This window comes from Mesorhizobium quangtriensis, from assembly GCF_040081925.1.
Taxonomy (GTDB): domain Bacteria; phylum Pseudomonadota; class Alphaproteobacteria; order Rhizobiales; family Rhizobiaceae; genus Mesorhizobium_K; species Mesorhizobium_K quangtriensis.
The window spans coordinates 184,223-200,378 of sequence record NZ_JBEBMF010000003.1; the positions used below are offsets into that span (position 1 = coordinate 184,223).

The window sequence follows — 16,156 nt, forward strand, 5'->3', positions numbered from 1 at the left end:
CCAGCAGCATGATCACGACGGCCGGCGACTCTGGGTCCATCACAGCCGGCGCCACGATATCGGAGAGCCAGATGCCGGCCGCGCGCTGCCGGCGGGCACAGGCAGCAGGAAATCGGTCGAGCCGCTCGCCAGTTCCTTTTCCTCCGGCCAGTTCTGGGAGGCCCTTACGCGGAATATCACCTGGCGCTGGCGCGCCGGCAGCGCGGCCTCATGGCAGTCCTGCGGCTCGGGAGCCGCTTCCGTTTCGAGCCGATAGACGAACTGCAGGTCCGGGATCCCGCCGGGCAAAGTGGGGTAGACCACGAATTCCAGCGGATCGGTCGAGGAAGAGCGCTGGGTCAACGGCATCCCTGCGATGCGGCGCCAGTCGGTGCCCATGCCAAGCGACGCAAGCCGGGGTTCGGCTGCCTGCCGGACGAGGCGTCTCAGGCCAGCAAGGTCGGGCGCGCCCTCGGGCGATATCAGGCTGTCGAGATCGGCCTCGAAGCCACCGACCTTGGCGGGAAACTGGTCGTCGATGGTTTCCGGCACGACGCCGAACGGGAAGCCGGGCGCTTCGGCCATGCCCTTGCTGTCTACCACATGGATTGCGGAGACCAGCGCATCGCTGACGATGTCGTAGCCATATTCCTCCCAGGCGAAGTAGCGTCCGTCCGCCGAGAAGCCGATGATCGCGGCGTCGGGGGCGTCCGTTTGTTCGCGGGCGAGGGCGGGCGAGAACGGCAGCATGAAGAAGATCATGGCTGCGAGAAGACGTGTCATCGCGAAAATCCGGTTCATGTCCGAGCTGCTCATTTTGCCGACTGGGCCAGCCCATCGATAATGGCATGGAGCGCGGTAAGATAGTCGTCGGTCGGCGAGCCTGCCTCGATCGCGAGTGCCGCCCTGTCGAAGGCCGCGCCGAGTAGTTCAGCCAATGGCTCGACGGGCAGCCGCCTGATCAAACCGGCATCCATCATCGCGGCCAGCCCTTCGCGCAGCGTGCGGTTGCCGTGGCGCAAATCCATCTCGTCGAGTGCGGCGCGCCCAAGCACCGCCGGCCCGTCGAGCAGCAGCAGGCGCGTGCGGCCGGGAACGCGCATGGCGGTGAAGTAGGCGTCCGAGCCGGCGAGGAGGGCGATGCCGGGGTTTTCGTCGAATCGTTCGGCGGCGCGCTCGATTTCCGCCGCGACCGCCTTCGCCTCCATCTCCACCACCGCGCGGAACAGCGCCTGCTTGTCGGCGAAGTGATGGTACAGCGCGCCGCGTGTCACCCCTGCTGCCGCGACGATCTCCGGCGTCCCGGTCTCGGCATAGGATTTTTCGGTGAAGAGTTTGCGCGCAGCGGCGATCAGGTCAGCTCGGGTGGCGTCGGTACGATCCTTGTTGGAACGGCGTGTTTTTGTCGCTTGCATACATGCAGCCTGTATGTTAATTCAGGATACATACAGATTGTATGTTAATGCAGAGAGGAAGAAAAGCCATGAAAACGACCAGTTACTATCCCGTCCTGATGGTCGACGATGTCTATCCAGCCGCCGCCTTCTATGTCCAGCACTTCGGTTTCAGGCCTCTGTTCGAAAGCGACTGGTACGTTCACCTCCAGTCGGCCGACGATGAAAATGTCAATCTGGCCATCCTGCAGGGCGACCACGAGACGATCCCGCCGGAGGGCAGGGGCCGCGCGGCAGGCGTGCTTATCAATTTCGAGGTCGAGGATCCGGACGCGCTTTACGAGAAGGTGCAGGCGGCCGGCCTGCCGATCCTGCGCACCTTGCGTGACGAGCCGTTCGGCCAGCGCCATTTCATCACGCGAGACCCGAACGGCGTGCTGATCGACGTCATCAAGCCGATCCCGCCGAGCGAGGAGTTTCTTGCCCAGTTCGCGCCGGAAGCGGTTGGCAAATGATCATTGCGGAGAGGCGGGCTTCTCGGCCACCGCCTTCAGCTTCTCCAGTCCCTGCTCGTACTCCGGGCCGATGCGACCTTCGTAGAGCAGGCCGAACCAGCGGGCGGGAACGCCGATGAGATCGGTGGCGAAGGTCCAGGTGACGTTGGTTCCGGCGGTGGTTGGCACCAGCACGAAGCCGGACAGCCACCGCTCCCGTCCGGCAATGGTACGAAAGCCGACTTCGCCAGGCGGGGAGTAAGCCACGATGGTCGTCGCGCCGCTTCCGACTTCCGGATTGTCGGATTGCCAGGCCAGCCTCTGCCCGAGCCCGCTTTCGGTGCCCTCGAAAGCGTAGCTGATCTTCCCTTCCATCTCCGCCTTCGGCCAGAAGTCGTTGAAGCGCCGCAGGTCGCCGACGATCGCAAAGACCTGCTCGGGTGGGGCTGCGATGTCGATCGAGCGCGAGACCTTCGCCTGCGACGGCAACAGGAAAGAGCCGCCGACGAGGACGATGGCGAAGGCCGAAATCCAGTAAAGTACTCGCTTCAATGTCAGCATGCCCGGCTCCCCCTGCCTCGCTGACCGCAACTCTGACCGCGCTCAATCCACGCTGCCAGCACTTCGACTATGCGCGCCTGCCCTTGTGTCAGGCTGACCGCGCTACATCTTGTCGATCACCGACTGCACCCCTTCGGTGGGTGCGCCGTCGCTGGATGCCGCGACCATGATGGCCGGCACGATCGCTTCCGCGTCATCGATGACCAGCGGCTGCACGAGATGGCCTGTATGAATGAAGCCCGCTTCGCGCATGTGGTCGAGCAGGGCGACCATGGGGTTCCAGAAGCCGCCGATATTGCCGAACACCATCGGCTTACGGTGGTGACCGAGCTGTGCCCAGGTCATGATCTCGATGATCTCCTCCACCGTGCCGATGCCGCCCGGCAGCGCCACAAAGGCGTCGGATTTCTCGAACATAGCGTGTTTGCGCTGGTGCATGTTGTCGGTGACGATGGTCTCGTCGAGGCGTTGCAAAGCGGCCTGGGTGGCTTCCCGGTTCATCAGGAAGCGCGGGATGATGCCGGTGACCTTGCCGCCTGCGCGAAGCGCGCCGTCGGCCACCGCTCCCATAATGCCCTTGCCGCCGCCGCCATAGACGAGTCGGAGGCCAGCCTGGGCGAGTGCGCGGCCAAGCGTTTGGCCGGCCTTCATGTAGAGGTCGTCATTGCCGGGCGAGGAGCCGCAATACACGCAGACGGATCGAATCGTGTTCATGCGGTCGATTGGCCGATTTCGGTGCGTTGAGGTCAAGCCCCGGCAGCGTATTTCTTGTCGCTCCGCGCGAAACAGGTTAGGACTTTTGGGGATCAAGGGCAGGGTAGAATGGCTGTTACGACGAAGAAATCATTGCTGTTTCTGGCCGGTGGCGTGGCTGCCGCGGCGATCGTCGCCTATGCGGCCGGCGCATTCGATCCGCTTTTGAACCGCCAGCCGCAGACGGCCGCAGCACCGCCCCAGCAGGAAGAACCCGCCCAGAGCGGGGAGCAGTCGGGCCAGCCGGCCGACCAAAAGGACGCGCGTCTGCCCGGCGCGGAAGAGCCAGCCGCGACGCCTGAAACCCCAGCGCCTGACCAGGCTGCGACCCAACCCGCCCCTCCTGCCGAGGCCAAGCCGGAGGTGATCGCGCCCGGCTTCGACGTCGTGCGCCTGGAAAGCGACGGGTCCATTGTCATCGCCGGCAAGGCCGCCGGCAACGCCAAGGTAGACCTGCTCGTCGGCTCCAACGTCATCGGCAGCACGACCGCCGGGCCGGAGGGCGATTTCGCCGTCGTTCTGGACGAGCCGCTGAAGCCCGGCGACTACCAGATCGTGCTGCGCTCGACCACGCCGGACAATGTCGTGGCGATGTCGGTCGAGACGGCGGTGGTTTCGGTGCCGGAAACGCCGGACGGACAGGTGCTGGCGCTGGTCGAGGAACCCGGCAAGCCCGCGCAGATGATAACCCTGCCGAAGCCGCAGCAGCCGGCCGCCGAGGCGAAGCCGCCTGAAATGCCGGCAGAGGCGCCAGCGGCAGCCACGCCTGAGACGGTCGCGCCGCCTCCCGCCGAACAGCAGGCGGCACTGCCCACCGAGCCGGTCCCGGCCCCCGCGACGCCCACCCCGGCGCCCGCCGGCCCGACCGTGCGGGTCGAAGCTGTCGAGATCGACGGACGCAAGATTTTCGTCGCAGGCATCGCCGATGCGGGCCGCACCGTGCGCGGCTACGCCAACGAGATTCTGCTCGGCGATGCCAAAGCCTCTCCCGACGGCCGCTTCCTGATCGAGGCCGATCGCGATTTGCCCGTCGGCGACTACATCATCCGCATCGATGCGCTGGAGCCGGATGGTGTCAAGGTCGCGGCGCGCGCCGCCGTGCCTTTCGAGCGCGAACCGGGCGAGACCATCGCCGCCGTTGCCGCCCCGCAGCCGGAACCGACAGCGCCGCAGCCCGCCGCTGAACAGCCGGCACCCGCGGCAGTGCCTGAACAGCCCGCAGCCGGTACTGCCCCGGCGGCAACAGCCGCTGGCGAGCAGCCTGCGGCCACGACCCCGCCGGCCGTCGAACCGGCCCCGGCGGTTGCCGAAACGCCTGCCGTTGCTCAACCGGCCGCGCCGCAGCCGACGGTGGAGACGCCTGCCAGCCAGACGCCGTCCACGGACACGCCTTCGACGGAAGCTCCTGCGACAACGGCCGAGGGCCAGCCCCCGGCCGCTGCGACTGAGCAGCCTGCCGTGGAGACGCCACCGGCCGCCGCCGAAGCACCAGAACAGCCCGCCGCGACCCCGCCCGCCGCCGAACCGGCCCCGGCGGTCGCCGAGACGCCCGCGCCGCCGGCCGCGACTGAGCCGGCCGAGCCGCAGGCAACGGCGGAGGCTCCCGCCACGCCTTCGACGGACGCGCCTTCGACCGAGGCTCCCGCCGTGACGGCTGAAACCCAGCCGCCGGCTGCCGAGCCGACGGAACAGCCTGCTGCTCCGGCCGCCGCCAAACAGCCTTCAGAACCGGCGGTGACGGCCGCGCCAGCCGAACAGCCGGCTCCAGCCGCCGAACCCTCCATGCCTGCGGCCGTCGCCGAGGCTCCCGCGTCAAACGAAGCTCCGACCGCGCAGCCCGAAGCGCCTCCCGCTGCCGCCGCACCGGCAGCCGACGCCCCGGCTGCAACGCCGCCTGCTTCCGAACCCGGTTCGGACATCGCCGCCGCTCCGCAGCCGTCCCTGCCGTCGCCGCCCTCGGCCGACGGCGTGACGGAAGTGCTCGCGCCAAAGCTTCAATCCGCCGACAGCGCCGTCATCATCCGGCGCGGCGATACGCTGTGGCGCATCTCGCGGCGCGTCTATGGGCGCGGCATCCGCTACTCGACCATCTATCTCGCCAACGAAAAGCAGATCGAGGACCCCGACCGCATCTGGCCCGGACAGGTCTTCAAGGTCCCCGAGAAGTCCGACGACGGTAAAGCCGACGCCGACTACACCACGCTCGGCGACCGTCTGACGACGATGCCTCAGGAAGGCGAGGCGGCGGAGCCGGCGGAAGGGCAGGAGTAGAGTGGCAGGCTCGAGCTTGGCCAACCCTTTTGTGCAAACAGCGCGCGGTCAGAGAAATACCTGTATCCCGGCCTAGCGGCGGGTATCGAAATTGCCCGCGCTTAGATCATTTGCGAAGCGATTCGAGGCTTCGAGAGTTCCAAACCGGTTGCCGTCAAGCCGCTTGTCGTAATGAGCTTCAAGCCAAGGCAGCAACGCCTTAGCCCGCCCCTCGGTCACCTTCTCATCGGTGATCTCCAGCGTAATGCGCTTGAGCGACACGCCGGGGCCAAAGGTTGCGGCGAGGTTGTTCGGATCGACGCGCTGCACGGTCGTCGGGTCGTTGATGTCGGTGAAGGTGACGAGCAGCGGCAACCGGTCGTGCGGCACACGGCGAACACCGCGCAGCGTCTCAAGCTCGGCGGCCTGCTGCTCCCGATCGTTATCGCCGGCCGGAAAGAAGGTGTAGTAGGGAATCTGCTCGGTGCCCTCGTCCAGCAGCGCGAACAGGTATTTGCCGGGCGCGATCTCGATAAAGGACGCTTCGCCTGCCGCGACGCGACCACTCATGCCTCCGGCTCCCATGCCGGGCGCCCATTTCGGTGAACTGCCTACCTTGATTGTGACGACGCTGCCGCCTGTCACCACGCCCTGCGGCGTCTCCACTTCTAGGATGAGGCGCTGGTTCCACTGCCAAGTCTTGAAGCCGAGAAAGTCGCATCCCGAAAGCGTCAGGCAACCACCCAGCATCCCGCCAAGCACCGCCCGCCGGCCGACCGGTCGCGCCGCCTGCTGCATGTTTTCCGCCAGCGTTTCCATGCCCCACCATGGCGCGAAACGGTCGCGCTTGGGTTGATCTTCGCATGGCAGGGTAAATCCTGCGTTGCTGTCGTTCCTGAAAGTTGCGGCGGCGTAAGATGCCAAGCGCCCTTGATTTCCGTCATTCCGGGGCCGCGCAGCGGAACCCGGAATCCAGATCGCCGCCCCTTGTTTCAGATTGCATGGGAGCCGACCGAACAAGGTCGCGCATTTCACTCTACCGTCGTCACTCTGGATTCCGGGTTCCGCTGCGCGGCCCCGGAATGACGGCAGAGTAGGCCGCAAAATGCGGCCAAGCGGCGACCGACCGGCCGCACCGCGAACCGGAGTGGGAGTCTTCCCTTGCGGCATTCGATTTACCTGTCCTCGCCGGGAACGCCTTGCCCGTCTCCGCGTTCATGGATGCCGCTTCGTTGGCGCCCCGAGAAAAGCATTGAAAACAACGAGGAAGTTCCATGCTCGACACTGCCTTCGCTTCCCCGGTCGTGGTCATTGTCGGAATGGGCTTTCCGCTTGAAATCCGCAGCGTGATAGGCGCGCTGCGTTATCTGGACGAGCAGCCGGCCATGTGGCGCGACGAGGCGTACCACGCCACTTACGGGGCGTGCCGCGATGCCCTGGACGGCCGGTCGACCGTTGCCGAAGCGCGCGATGTGCTCTGCGCTCTGGCGCGTCGCCGCGGCGTGCTGGTCGATGAGGTCTGGCCACATCTGGGCATGGTCTCGGAACCGGCCCTGGCCGCCTGAAGCAAAATTATTCCAAAACAGCTTGTCACGACGACATTCATCGTTTATCGCCGATAAACGATGAATACAATCATTCCCGAGATTCCCGAAAGCCATGGCGGTCCCGGCTGCGTGGTGGCCGGGTTCGCTGCGCTGTCGCATCCGGCGCGCATCAAAATCCTGCGCCACCTCGCGGCGCATGACTGCTGCTGTTGCGGCGACGTGGTGGAAAAGCTCGACCTGGCGCAATCGACCGTCTCGCAGCACCTGAAGGTGCTGGTCGACGCCGGGCTCGTCATCTTCGAACCCGACCGCCGCCGCTCGCGCTACCGAATCGACCGCGCAGCACTTGCCGCCTTCTCGCAATCCGTCGACAAGCTCGTCAAATCCTGCTGCTAGGCAGCGCGCAAGGCATGTCTCCCGAAACGGTGCTGGGCATGCGTGAAACAACAGAAGGCACGCCATCTTGGCCACCCAGCAACCCGTAACAGGCGATTCCGGCTCGACCCTCGGCGCCCTGAAAAGCCTCTGGCCCTACATGTGGCCGGCCGACCGGCCCGACCTGAAGATGCGCCTCGTCTGGGCGACGCTGCTGCTGTTCGTCGCGAAGGGCGTGCTGGTGCTGGTGCCCTATTTCTTCAAATGGGCGACCGACGCGCTGGCGGGCGTAACCACCGACCGGCCGCCGCTGCCGGACTTCCTGCTCGCGCCGATCGCCCTCGTCGTCGCCTACAATATCATGCGGCTGGTGCAGCTCGGCTTCAACCAGCTGCGCGACGCGCTGTTCGCGCGCGTCGGCCAGCATGCGGTGCGCCAGCTTGCCTACCGCACCTTCGTCCACATGCACGAACTGTCGCTGCGCTTCCATCTGGAGCGGCGCACGGGGGGCCTGTCGCGCATCATCGAGCGTGGCACCAAGGGCATCGAGACCATCGTGCGCTTCACCATGCTCGCCATGGCGCCGACCGTGCTGGAATTCGCGCTGACGGCCGGCATCTTCTATTTCGCCTATGGCTGGAGCTACGTCACCGTCATCGTCGTCACGGTCTGGCTCTACATCTGGTTCACGGTGAAGATCAGCGACTGGCGCATCACCATCCGCCGCGAGATGAACGACAGCGACACCGAGGCCAACACCAAGGCGATCGACTCGCTGCTGAACTACGAGACGGTGAAGTATTTCTCGAACGAGAAGATGGAGGCCGAGCGCTTCGACCGCTCCATGGCGCGCTACGAGAAGGCGGCGACCATGACGTGGACGTCGATCGGCTGGCTGAACTTCGGGCAGGGCGTGATCTTCGGCCTTGGCATGACCGTCATCATGGTGCTTTCGGCGCGCGAGGTGATGGCCGGCACGCATACTGTTGGCGACTTCGTCTTCGTCAACGCGCTTTTGATGCAGCTTGCCCAGCCGCTGAACTTCATCGGCATGATCTACCGCGAAATCCGCCAGGGCCTGACGGACCTCGAGAAGATGTTCGATCTTCTTGGGGTGAAACGTGAAGTGGTGGATCGGCCCGACGCAAAGCCACTTCAGGTGACGGCCGGCCGCGTCGAATTCCGCGACGTGCATTTCGCCTACGATCCGCAGCGCCAGATCCTGAAGGGCGTGTCCTTCGACGTGCCGGCCGGCAAGACGGTCGCGATCGTCGGACCATCGGGCGCGGGCAAGTCGACTGTCTCGCGGCTGCTGTTCCGCTTCTATGATGCGCAGAGCGGAACGATCCTGATCGACGGGCAGGATGTCGAGGCGGTGACGCAGGAAAGCCTGCGCGCAGCGATCGGCATGGTGCCGCAGGACACGGTGCTGTTCAACGACACGATCGAATACAACATCCGCTACGGCCGCGTTGACGCCTCGGAGGATGAGGTCAGGCGCGCCGCCGACCTCGCGCAGATCGGCGACTTCATCGAGAGCCTGCCGGATGGCTACGGCACGATGGTCGGCGAGCGCGGGCTGAAGCTTTCGGGCGGCGAGAAGCAGCGTGTGGCGATCGCCCGCACCATCCTGAAGGCGCCGCCGATCCTCATCCTCGACGAGGCGACGAGCGCACTGGATTCGCACACCGAGCAGGAAATCCAGGCAGCCCTCGACCTCGTCAGCCGCGACCGCACGACCATCGTCATCGCGCACCGTCTTTCCACTGTCGTCAAGGCCGACGAGATCATCGTTTTGAAGGACGGCCGCATCGTCGAGCGCGGCCGCCACGCCGACCTGCTTGCCGAACGCGGCCTCTACGCATCGATGTGGGATCGCCAGCGCGAGGCGACCGAGGCGGAGGAACGCCTGCGCATCGCCCGGGAAACAGACGAGGAGGGCGTCATCGTGCGCCGTCGTACCGCCGAGGTTGCGGACAAAGCCTAGCTGTAGAAGTCTGCTTCTAACGCGATGTGGCAAGGGAGGAAAACCAGGCATGCAATACGCAATTCTGGCCTATCATGCGGGTGGCCTGGTGGAGTCCTGGACGCCTGAGGAAGACGCTGCCCTCATGAAGGATTTGCTCGCCGTCCACGACGGGCTGATCGAGGCCGGGTGCATGGGGCCGGCGGCGCGGCTCTCCGGGACGGACAGGGCGGTGACGCTCAGGGGGCCGGGAGCTGGCGTCGTGACGGATGGCCCATTTGCCGAAACCAAGGAGCATCTGCTCGGCTTCTACGTCGTCGATTGCCAGACGCAGGACGAGGCGATCGCCATCGCGCGCGACCTGCGCGACGCAAATCCTTCGGCCGTGTATGAAATCCGGCCGGTGATGCTCTACATACCGGGCGTGGACCTGCCGCGCTGATAACGACGAAACGGACGGCGCCGTGCCGCCCAACGCCTGCGTAAACCAATGTTGCGTTGCGGCGGGGGGCCGTTTCCGCTAATCAGGCCGCCACCGAAACGGAGCTCGGCCGCGCCGAAATGAGTCTTGTAGACACAGTGAAGAACGCCTTCGTGCCCATCCACAGGGAAGGGTACCCGTTCATCGGCGCGTTTGCGATCGTGACGCTGCTGCTCGGCCTGTTCTCGACCAACCTCTTCTGGGTCGGCCTCATCCTCACCGCCTGGTGCGCCTATTTCTTCCGTGATCCGGTGCGCGTGACGCCGACCGACGACAGGCTGGTGATCAGCCCTGCCGATGGCGTCGTCTCCGCCGTCGGGCCAGCCGTGCCACCGCGCGAACTCGGCCTTGGGACGGGCGAGATGACGCGCATCTCGGTGTTCATGAACGTCTTTTCCTGCCACGTGAACCGGGCGCCGGTGCGCGGCAAGATCAGCCGCATCGAATACCGGCCCGGCAAATTCCTGAACGCCGAACTCGACAAGGCGAGCCAGGAAAACGAGCGCAATGGCGTTGTCATCGACAGCCCCAACGGCACGGTTGCGGCCGTGCAGGTCGCCGGGTTGGTGGCGCGCCGCATCATCTGCTGGGCGGAAGCCGGCGGCAACATCGCGGTCGGCGAGCGCTTCGGCCTGATCCGCTTTGGCTCGCGCGTCGATGTCTTCTTGCCAAGAGAGGCGACGCCGCGCGTGTCGGTCGGCCAGACATCTGTCGCCGGAGAAACCGTCATCGCCGAGTTCGGCGGCGCGGCGGCGACGCCACTCGTCCGCATCGACTAGGGCAGCGGGCGTTGACCAAGTTCCCTCCGCACAGCAGCGGTGGCCCGCGCATCCGGGAAATCCCGCTGCGCATGGTGCTGCCCAATATGGTCACCGTGCTGTCCATCTGCGTCGGGCTGTCGGGGATCCGCTTTGCGTTCGAGGGGCGTTTCGCGACGGCCGTGGTCATGGTGCTGTTCGCGGCCTTCCTCGACGGCATCGACGGGCGGCTGGCGCGCATGATGAAGGCGACCTCGCGCTTCGGCGCACAGATGGATTCGCTGGCCGATATCGTCAATTTCGGCGTTGCGCCCGCATTGGTGCTCTACGCCTTCCTGCTCGACCGCGCCGGCTCCTTCGGCTGGATCGCAGCGCTTCTTTTCGCCGTCGCCTGCGGCCTGAGGCTTGCGCGCTTCAACGTGCTCGACGAAGACGCGGAACGTCCGCCCTGGCAGGGCGAATATTTCGTCGGCGTACCCGCGCCTGCCGGCGCCGTTCTGGTGATGTTGCCATGCTACCTGGCCTTCATCGGCGTTTACCAGGCCGACAGGGTGTCCGCATTGGTGGCAAGCGGATTTTCCGTGCTTTCGGCTTTCCTGATGGTCAGCCGCATCCCGGTCTATTCCGGCAAGAAGCTGAAGATCCGGCGCGATCTGGCGCTGCCGCTCATCCTCGCGGTCGCGCTGCTGGTGCTGCTATTCTTCAATTATCCCTGGCATACGCTATCGGTCGGGGTCGTCGGCTACCTCATCTTCCTGCCGTTCTCGGTGCTCGCCTATGCGAAGCGCTCGACAATCGAAGAAGCGAAACTGGCCGAAGTGGCTGTAACGCCGTCGGTACCGTCCGACGAGCCCGGACAGGAACTTTAGACCTAAGCAGCCAGCCCCAGCCCCAGGCTTTCCATCGCCATGCGCCGCGCCGACACATAGTCGGTCTTGCCGGAGCCGAGCAGCGGGATTTCCGGCACGTGCACGATGTCGCCCGGCACCATGATCTCGGCGGCACCCGCTTCCTTGCCGCAGCGGCGAAGGTCCTCCGCGTCGATGTCATCGGCGGTGGTGACGAGCACGATGCGTTCGCCGCGCTTCTTGTCGGGCACGGAAACGGCGGCGTGGTTGTCTTCCGGCCAAAGTGCTTTCACCATCATCTCCACCGCGCCAAGCGAGATCATCTCGCCGGCGATCTTGGCGAAGCGTTTCGCGCGTCCCCGGATAGCGATGAAGCCCTCGCGGTCCACCGCGACGATGTCGCCGGTATCAAGCCAATCGTCGGTGAACGGCTGCAGCTCCCCCGGCCGGTCGGTCAGCATGTAGCCCATCATGCGGTTCGGCCCTGAAACCAGCAGGCGTCCGCCTTCCGCGATGCCTTCCACCGGCTCGAGCCTCATGCGCATGCCCGGCATCAATCGCCCGACGCTGCCGTCGCGGTTGTGGGTTGTGCTGCTGACGGCAACAACGGGCGCTGCTTCCGTCATGCCGTAGCCTTCGACGATTTCAGCGCCGAAACGCTCGCGCCACGTCCGTCGCGTTTCCGGCCTCACCGCCTCCGCGCCTGCTACGACGAAACGCAGGCTGGAGAAATCGCCGTCCTTGGCGGTGCGGGCATAGGCGGTGAGGAACGTGTCGGTGCCGAACATCACCGTCGGGCGCCATTTTTTCGCGACCTCGGGAATGATCTTGTAGTGCAGGGGCGATGGGTAAAGGAACAGCGGCACGCCGCTGATCAGCGGCAGCACCGTGCCGCCTGTCAGGCCGAAGGAATGGAATACGGGCAGCACGTTGAGCAGCCTGTCGGCCGGCGAGAACGAGATGCGCGCTTCGACCTGCTTGACGTTAGCGATCAGCGTACGCGACGACAGCACCACCGCCTTGGGCGTACCCTCCGAGCCGGAGGTAAACAGGATGGCGGCGGCCTTGTCCGCATCCTGCCGGGCGAGCGGGAAGCGCCAGAGGAGCGCCGCCGCCAGCTTCTCCGGCATGCCGATGGTCTTGCGCAGGTCCTCCAGCCAGACGATCTTCGCCCCGGCCTTCTCTGTCGCGGCCACGATGTCGGCGAGCCCGGCCTTGTCCACGAATGCGCGCGACGAGACGACGGTGTGGATCGCGGCCGTCCTGATGGCGGACTCCACGTTTGCCGGGCCGGCCGTGTAGTTGAGGAGCGCTGCCACGCGGCCTGCCGACAGCAACCCGAGCATCGACAGCACCAGCCCGTTGGCGTTGGGCAGAAGCAGGCCGACGGCCTCGCCCTGCTCCGTTCCGTCTGCAAATCGGCGGCCGAGCACACGCGCTCCGGTGAGCAGCTTTCGGTAGCTCAGCGCGCCGGTCAGCACATCTTCCACGATCGGCTTCGACGGACCAAAGGAAAGGGCTGCATCGCGCACGGCGGCAAACAGGCTACGGTTCGTGTCGGCACCGGCGAGCCGAACTTCCGCCAGCCGGTCGAACAGCGCGTTGGACGTCGTGGTGACGGCCGATCCGCCAGCCCGCTCGACCAGTTCGCCGATCGTCATCGGCGGCAGGGCAGCGATGGAGAGCTTTGGCAGGAAGCGGCGCGGCGCGCGGTCTTTCGGCGTCAGCGAGGAATGAGGATAGCGTCCGTTCGAGATGAAAACCGGCACGATCTTCGCATCCGCCTGCACGGCAATCCGCGCAATGGCGCGCACCAGCCGGAAGGCTTTCGTGTCCGGCTCGACCTCGTCTGGCAGGTAGACGGCGAGCCGTCCTTTTCCTTTCAGCACGCGCACCAGCCGACGGCTGACGAACACGTGCTGCGCGTTGAAGGTGATGGTGCGGGCCAGCTCGCGCCAAGGCTCCAGCCAGATCGACTTCGCCGAATCCTCGTCGAGGATATGCAGCGTCTGCTCGGGCAGCAGCGACAGCATCAGCGCCGGGTCCAGTTTCGACTGGTGCCAGATGGCGTAGATGACCGGTGCGTCGGCCTTGGCGGCGGCGGCCATGCGCGAATCGGAAATACGGTAGAGAAGCTTCAGGGGGGCATAAAGAAACGCCTGCCGGACCCCGATATCGAGCCTGAACGCCAGCGCCCACGCCGCGGCGATCCAGAGCGCCAGCAGGCCGAGCAGGATAGCTCCGGACAGGATCATTGTTCCTCCCTATCCCCGCCGCGGCTCATCGACAGGTCGTGAGTGGCCGCCTGCTCAAAGGGTAGCGGAAAGGGCGGCAAGGTCAATTGGTGCATCGACCCTTGCGGACAATGTGACCCGCCGCTACAGCCTCAGGCGAACGGTGAACAGGCACGAACTGGGAGATTTTCATGGATTCCGCAGCTTTGAAGGCAATGCAGGCTCCGTTGAAGGACGCCTATCGGGGAGATGCCGGAAGTGCATTGATCACCTTGCGGGCAAAGGGCTCCGTGGACGACCAGAAGATCGCCTGCAAGGTCGAGACCGGCCGCGCCATCGCGGAGGCCGGGCTGCATCCCGCGACCGGCGGCAGCGGCATGGAACTCTGCTCAGGCGACATGCTGCTGGAAGCGCTGGTCGCCTGTGCGGGCGTGACGCTGAAGGCGGTGGCGACCGCGCTCGACTTCAAGCTTGCCGGCGCGACGGTAGAGGCAGAGGGCGACCTCGACTTCCGCGGTACGTTGGGCGTCTCGAAGGAGGCTCCGGTCGGCTTCCGCGCCATACGGCTGCGCTTCGATATGCAGACCGACGAGCCGCAGGACCGCATCGATTCGCTGATCAAGCTGACGGAGCGTTATTGCGTGGTGTTCCAGACGCTGAACACCAAGCCGGAGCTATCGGTGGCGACGAAGGTTGCGGCTGCTGGATAAGGCTTAACCCGCCGAGCCGTCGTCCGTTCCGCCCTCGTCCCCCTCGTCTGAATAGGGCGAGGCGCTAGGGATGCAGTTAATCGACCAGCCGGGAGGGGCCGGTTCCTTCTGGTACTCGGTGATCGCCGCCTTGCATTCCTCGCGCGTGTCGAAGAAGTCGGGCATGGTCGTCAGTCCGCCCTGCGGGCCTGCGACGACCAGATACCAGACGATGGCTAGGTTGGGCGTCATGGCGGTTCCCTCTATCTCGACGAACCGCCATCATATCACGCCCGTATGATCCTGAAAGACATGCCACGCGCTTGTTGCGCTGTTCGCATGTAGTCAGATCAGTTCTTGGCGAAGCAGTAGAGGAAGCCCGCGCCACCTGTTCCCTTCAGCGCGTCCTGACTGCAGCCGCCGCGTGAAGGGTGCGCCGCGTTCCATGAAGTAGCGGTCGGCAGGGTGTCCGGCCCCTTTCGGTCGTGGTGGCCGACCATGGCAGCGCCCTCAGCGCCCTCGAGCGTCCAGTCGCCGCAGGTCTGGTCCACCGCCTTGGTGCCGTCGGCCTGCGTGCCGGTCAGGATGTCGTGTTCGTTGGGCGTGTCGCCTCGGCCGGGCACCACGGTACCCTTTTCCGTCAGGCCGGTTTCCTTGGTGATGCCGTTGGCATCGCTGTGCAGCGATGCCACGTTGTCGGCGATCTTGACGCCCTTCGCGTTGTACCACGGGCCGGAGCCGATCCGATCCTTCGCGTCCACCGTGCTGGTGGAAAGGTAGGCTACCCAGGTTTTGCCGGTGACGCCGGCGGCTTCCGCAAGCGAGGCGCAATGCGCGTCCGCACCTTCCAGCCCGCCAAGGTTCGCGCCCTTGCCGAGGCCGACGCTGGTGATGAAGAAGCTCATCGAATTGTCCTGCGCGCTTGCCGTGCCGAGCCCCAGAACCATCGCCGCTGCCGAGAGAACGAGTGCTTTCTTCATGGATTCCTCCCTTGTCTGTGTCCGCGAAAAGCTAGGGCGGCGTACACCAGCCGGCTATTCACGACTTCGTGTCGGCCGCCCAGCCGTTGAAAAGCCAGATAGGGCAGGGCACAAGATCGGCCAGAGGAGGACACGGCCATGCCGTCTCGGCTGACCACGATTGGCTTCGACGCCGACGACACGCTCTGGCAGAACGAACAGTTCTACCAGATGACGCAGGCGCGCTTCCTTGAGATGCTTAAGGAGCATACGGACGGCGGAGAACTGCCCGACCGGCTGTTGGCTGTCATGATGCGCAACATCAAGACCTACGGCTTTGGCATCAAGAGCTTTACCCTCTCCATGGTCGAGACGGCGATCGAGGTGACCGACGGCAGGGCGCCTGCATCTGTTATCGCCGAAATCCTCGCTGCTGGTCGCGAGATGGCCGCGCATCCGGTTGATGTGTTGCCGCATGCGCGCGAGACGCTGGAGGCGCTGGCGGGCAAATACCGGCTGGTGCTGATCACCAAGGGCGACCTGTTCGACCAGGAGCGCAAGATCGCGGAATCCGGGCTGGGCGAACTCTTCCAGGCAATCGAGATTGTCAGCGACAAGAACCGCGCCACCTACGAGCGCGCCTTCAGCCGCCATGGCGATGGACCTGCCAGCAGCATGATGATCGGCAACTCGCTGAAATCCGATGTGCTGCCGGCGCTCGCGGCCGGAAGCTGGGGCGTCTATGTCCCGCACGACCTGACATGGGCCTATGAGCACGCTGAGGCGCCGGCGGGCGAGGCGCGTTTCCGCGAAGTGCCCGACCTCGCGAAGATCGTACCGCTGATCGACGAGATCGAAGGAAGCTGAG

General features: G+C 65.4%; 18 protein-coding genes. 10 read left to right on the forward strand and 8 right to left on the reverse strand.

Annotation, left to right across the window (positions count from 1 at the left end):
• Positions 1-39: 39 nt before the first annotated feature.
• Entirely contained in the window at positions 40-762 is a 723-nt protein-coding gene (locus tag ABMA32_RS16630) for a hypothetical protein (RefSeq protein ID WP_349014936.1), read from the reverse strand.
• 29 nt (positions 763-791) lie between these two features.
• A complete protein-coding gene (locus tag ABMA32_RS16635; protein ID WP_349014937.1) occupies positions 792-1,394 on the reverse strand; it encodes a TetR/AcrR family transcriptional regulator in 603 nt (200 codons plus the stop codon).
• Between the two features lie 68 nt (positions 1,395-1,462).
• Between ABMA32_RS16635 and ABMA32_RS16640 the strand changes: the two genes are divergently transcribed.
• Entirely contained in the window at positions 1,463-1,888 is a 426-nt protein-coding gene (locus ABMA32_RS16640; protein ID WP_349014938.1) for a VOC family protein, read from the forward strand.
• Here the strand turns inward: ABMA32_RS16640 and ABMA32_RS16645 are convergent, their stop codons facing one another.
• A complete protein-coding gene (locus tag ABMA32_RS16645) occupies positions 1,889-2,428 on the reverse strand; it encodes an SRPBCC family protein (protein WP_349014939.1) in 540 nt (179 codons plus the stop codon). It lies immediately after the preceding gene.
• Between the two features lie 102 nt (positions 2,429-2,530).
• Positions 2,531-3,142: an LOG family protein gene (locus ABMA32_RS16650; protein ID WP_349014940.1), complete on the reverse strand. Its 612-nt coding sequence runs from the start codon at positions 3,140-3,142 to the stop codon at positions 2,531-2,533.
• A gap of 108 nt (positions 3,143-3,250) precedes the next feature.
• Here ABMA32_RS16650 and ABMA32_RS16655 point away from each other — a divergent pair, with 108 nt between their 5' ends.
• Positions 3,251-5,452, forward strand: coding sequence for a LysM peptidoglycan-binding domain-containing protein (locus ABMA32_RS16655; RefSeq protein WP_349014941.1), 2,202 nt, complete (start codon positions 3,251-3,253; stop codon positions 5,450-5,452).
• Positions 5,453-5,524: 72 nt separating this feature from the next.
• Here the strand turns inward: ABMA32_RS16655 and ABMA32_RS16660 are convergent, their stop codons facing one another.
• Positions 5,525-6,355: a hypothetical protein gene (locus tag ABMA32_RS16660; protein WP_349014942.1), complete on the reverse strand. Its 831-nt coding sequence runs from the start codon at positions 6,353-6,355 to the stop codon at positions 5,525-5,527.
• A gap of 350 nt (positions 6,356-6,705) precedes the next feature.
• Between ABMA32_RS16660 and ABMA32_RS16665 the strand changes: the two genes are divergently transcribed.
• The 6 genes from ABMA32_RS16665 to pssA all read left to right on the forward strand — a co-directional run bounded on the left by ABMA32_RS16665 (position 6,706) and on the right by pssA (position 11,427).
• On the forward strand, positions 6,706-6,996 hold the full coding sequence (locus tag ABMA32_RS16665) for a DUF982 domain-containing protein (RefSeq protein WP_349014943.1): 291 nt from the start codon (positions 6,706-6,708) through the stop codon (positions 6,994-6,996).
• 60 nt (positions 6,997-7,056) lie between these two features.
• The gene (locus ABMA32_RS16670; protein WP_349014944.1) at positions 7,057-7,374 is read left to right on the forward strand and encodes an ArsR/SmtB family transcription factor; all 318 of its coding nucleotides are present in this window, start codon (positions 7,057-7,059) and stop codon (positions 7,372-7,374) included.
• Between the two features lie 139 nt (positions 7,375-7,513).
• On the forward strand, positions 7,514-9,340 hold the full coding sequence (locus ABMA32_RS16675; protein ID WP_349015462.1) for an ABCB family ABC transporter ATP-binding protein/permease: 1,827 nt from the start codon (positions 7,514-7,516) through the stop codon (positions 9,338-9,340).
• Positions 9,341-9,389: 49 nt separating this feature from the next.
• Entirely contained in the window at positions 9,390-9,761 is a 372-nt protein-coding gene (locus ABMA32_RS16680) for a YciI family protein (protein WP_349014945.1), read from the forward strand.
• Positions 9,762-9,817: 56 nt separating this feature from the next.
• Positions 9,818-10,579 (forward strand): phosphatidylserine decarboxylase, encoded by a 762-nt coding sequence (locus ABMA32_RS16685; RefSeq protein ID WP_349014946.1) that lies wholly within the window; start codon positions 9,818-9,820, stop codon positions 10,577-10,579.
• Between the two features lie 71 nt (positions 10,580-10,650).
• Positions 10,651-11,427 (forward strand): CDP-diacylglycerol--serine O-phosphatidyltransferase, encoded by a 777-nt coding sequence (gene pssA / locus ABMA32_RS16690; RefSeq protein ID WP_349015463.1) that lies wholly within the window; start codon positions 10,651-10,653, stop codon positions 11,425-11,427.
• 2 nt (positions 11,428-11,429) lie between these two features.
• On the opposite strand, the gene ABMA32_RS16695 is transcribed toward pssA, so the two are convergent.
• On the reverse strand, positions 11,430-13,661 hold the full coding sequence (locus tag ABMA32_RS16695) for an AMP-binding protein (RefSeq protein WP_349014947.1): 2,232 nt from the start codon (positions 13,659-13,661) through the stop codon (positions 11,430-11,432).
• 170 nt (positions 13,662-13,831) lie between these two features.
• On the opposite strand from ABMA32_RS16695, the gene ABMA32_RS16700 reads away from it, so the two are divergent.
• Entirely contained in the window at positions 13,832-14,350 is a 519-nt protein-coding gene (locus ABMA32_RS16700; RefSeq protein ID WP_349014948.1) for an OsmC family protein, read from the forward strand.
• Between the two features lie 3 nt (positions 14,351-14,353).
• On the opposite strand, the gene ABMA32_RS16705 is transcribed toward ABMA32_RS16700, so the two are convergent.
• Entirely contained in the window at positions 14,354-14,581 is a 228-nt protein-coding gene (locus ABMA32_RS16705; protein ID WP_349014949.1) for a hypothetical protein, read from the reverse strand.
• Between the two features lie 98 nt (positions 14,582-14,679).
• Complete coding sequence (locus tag ABMA32_RS16710) at positions 14,680-15,309, reverse strand: hypothetical protein (RefSeq protein WP_349014950.1); 630 nt, start codon at positions 15,307-15,309, stop codon at positions 14,680-14,682.
• 138 nt (positions 15,310-15,447) lie between these two features.
• On the opposite strand from ABMA32_RS16710, the gene ABMA32_RS16715 reads away from it, so the two are divergent.
• The gene (locus ABMA32_RS16715) at positions 15,448-16,155 is read left to right on the forward strand and encodes an HAD family hydrolase (protein ID WP_349014951.1); all 708 of its coding nucleotides are present in this window, start codon (positions 15,448-15,450) and stop codon (positions 16,153-16,155) included.
• Position 16,156 lies beyond the last annotated feature (1 nt).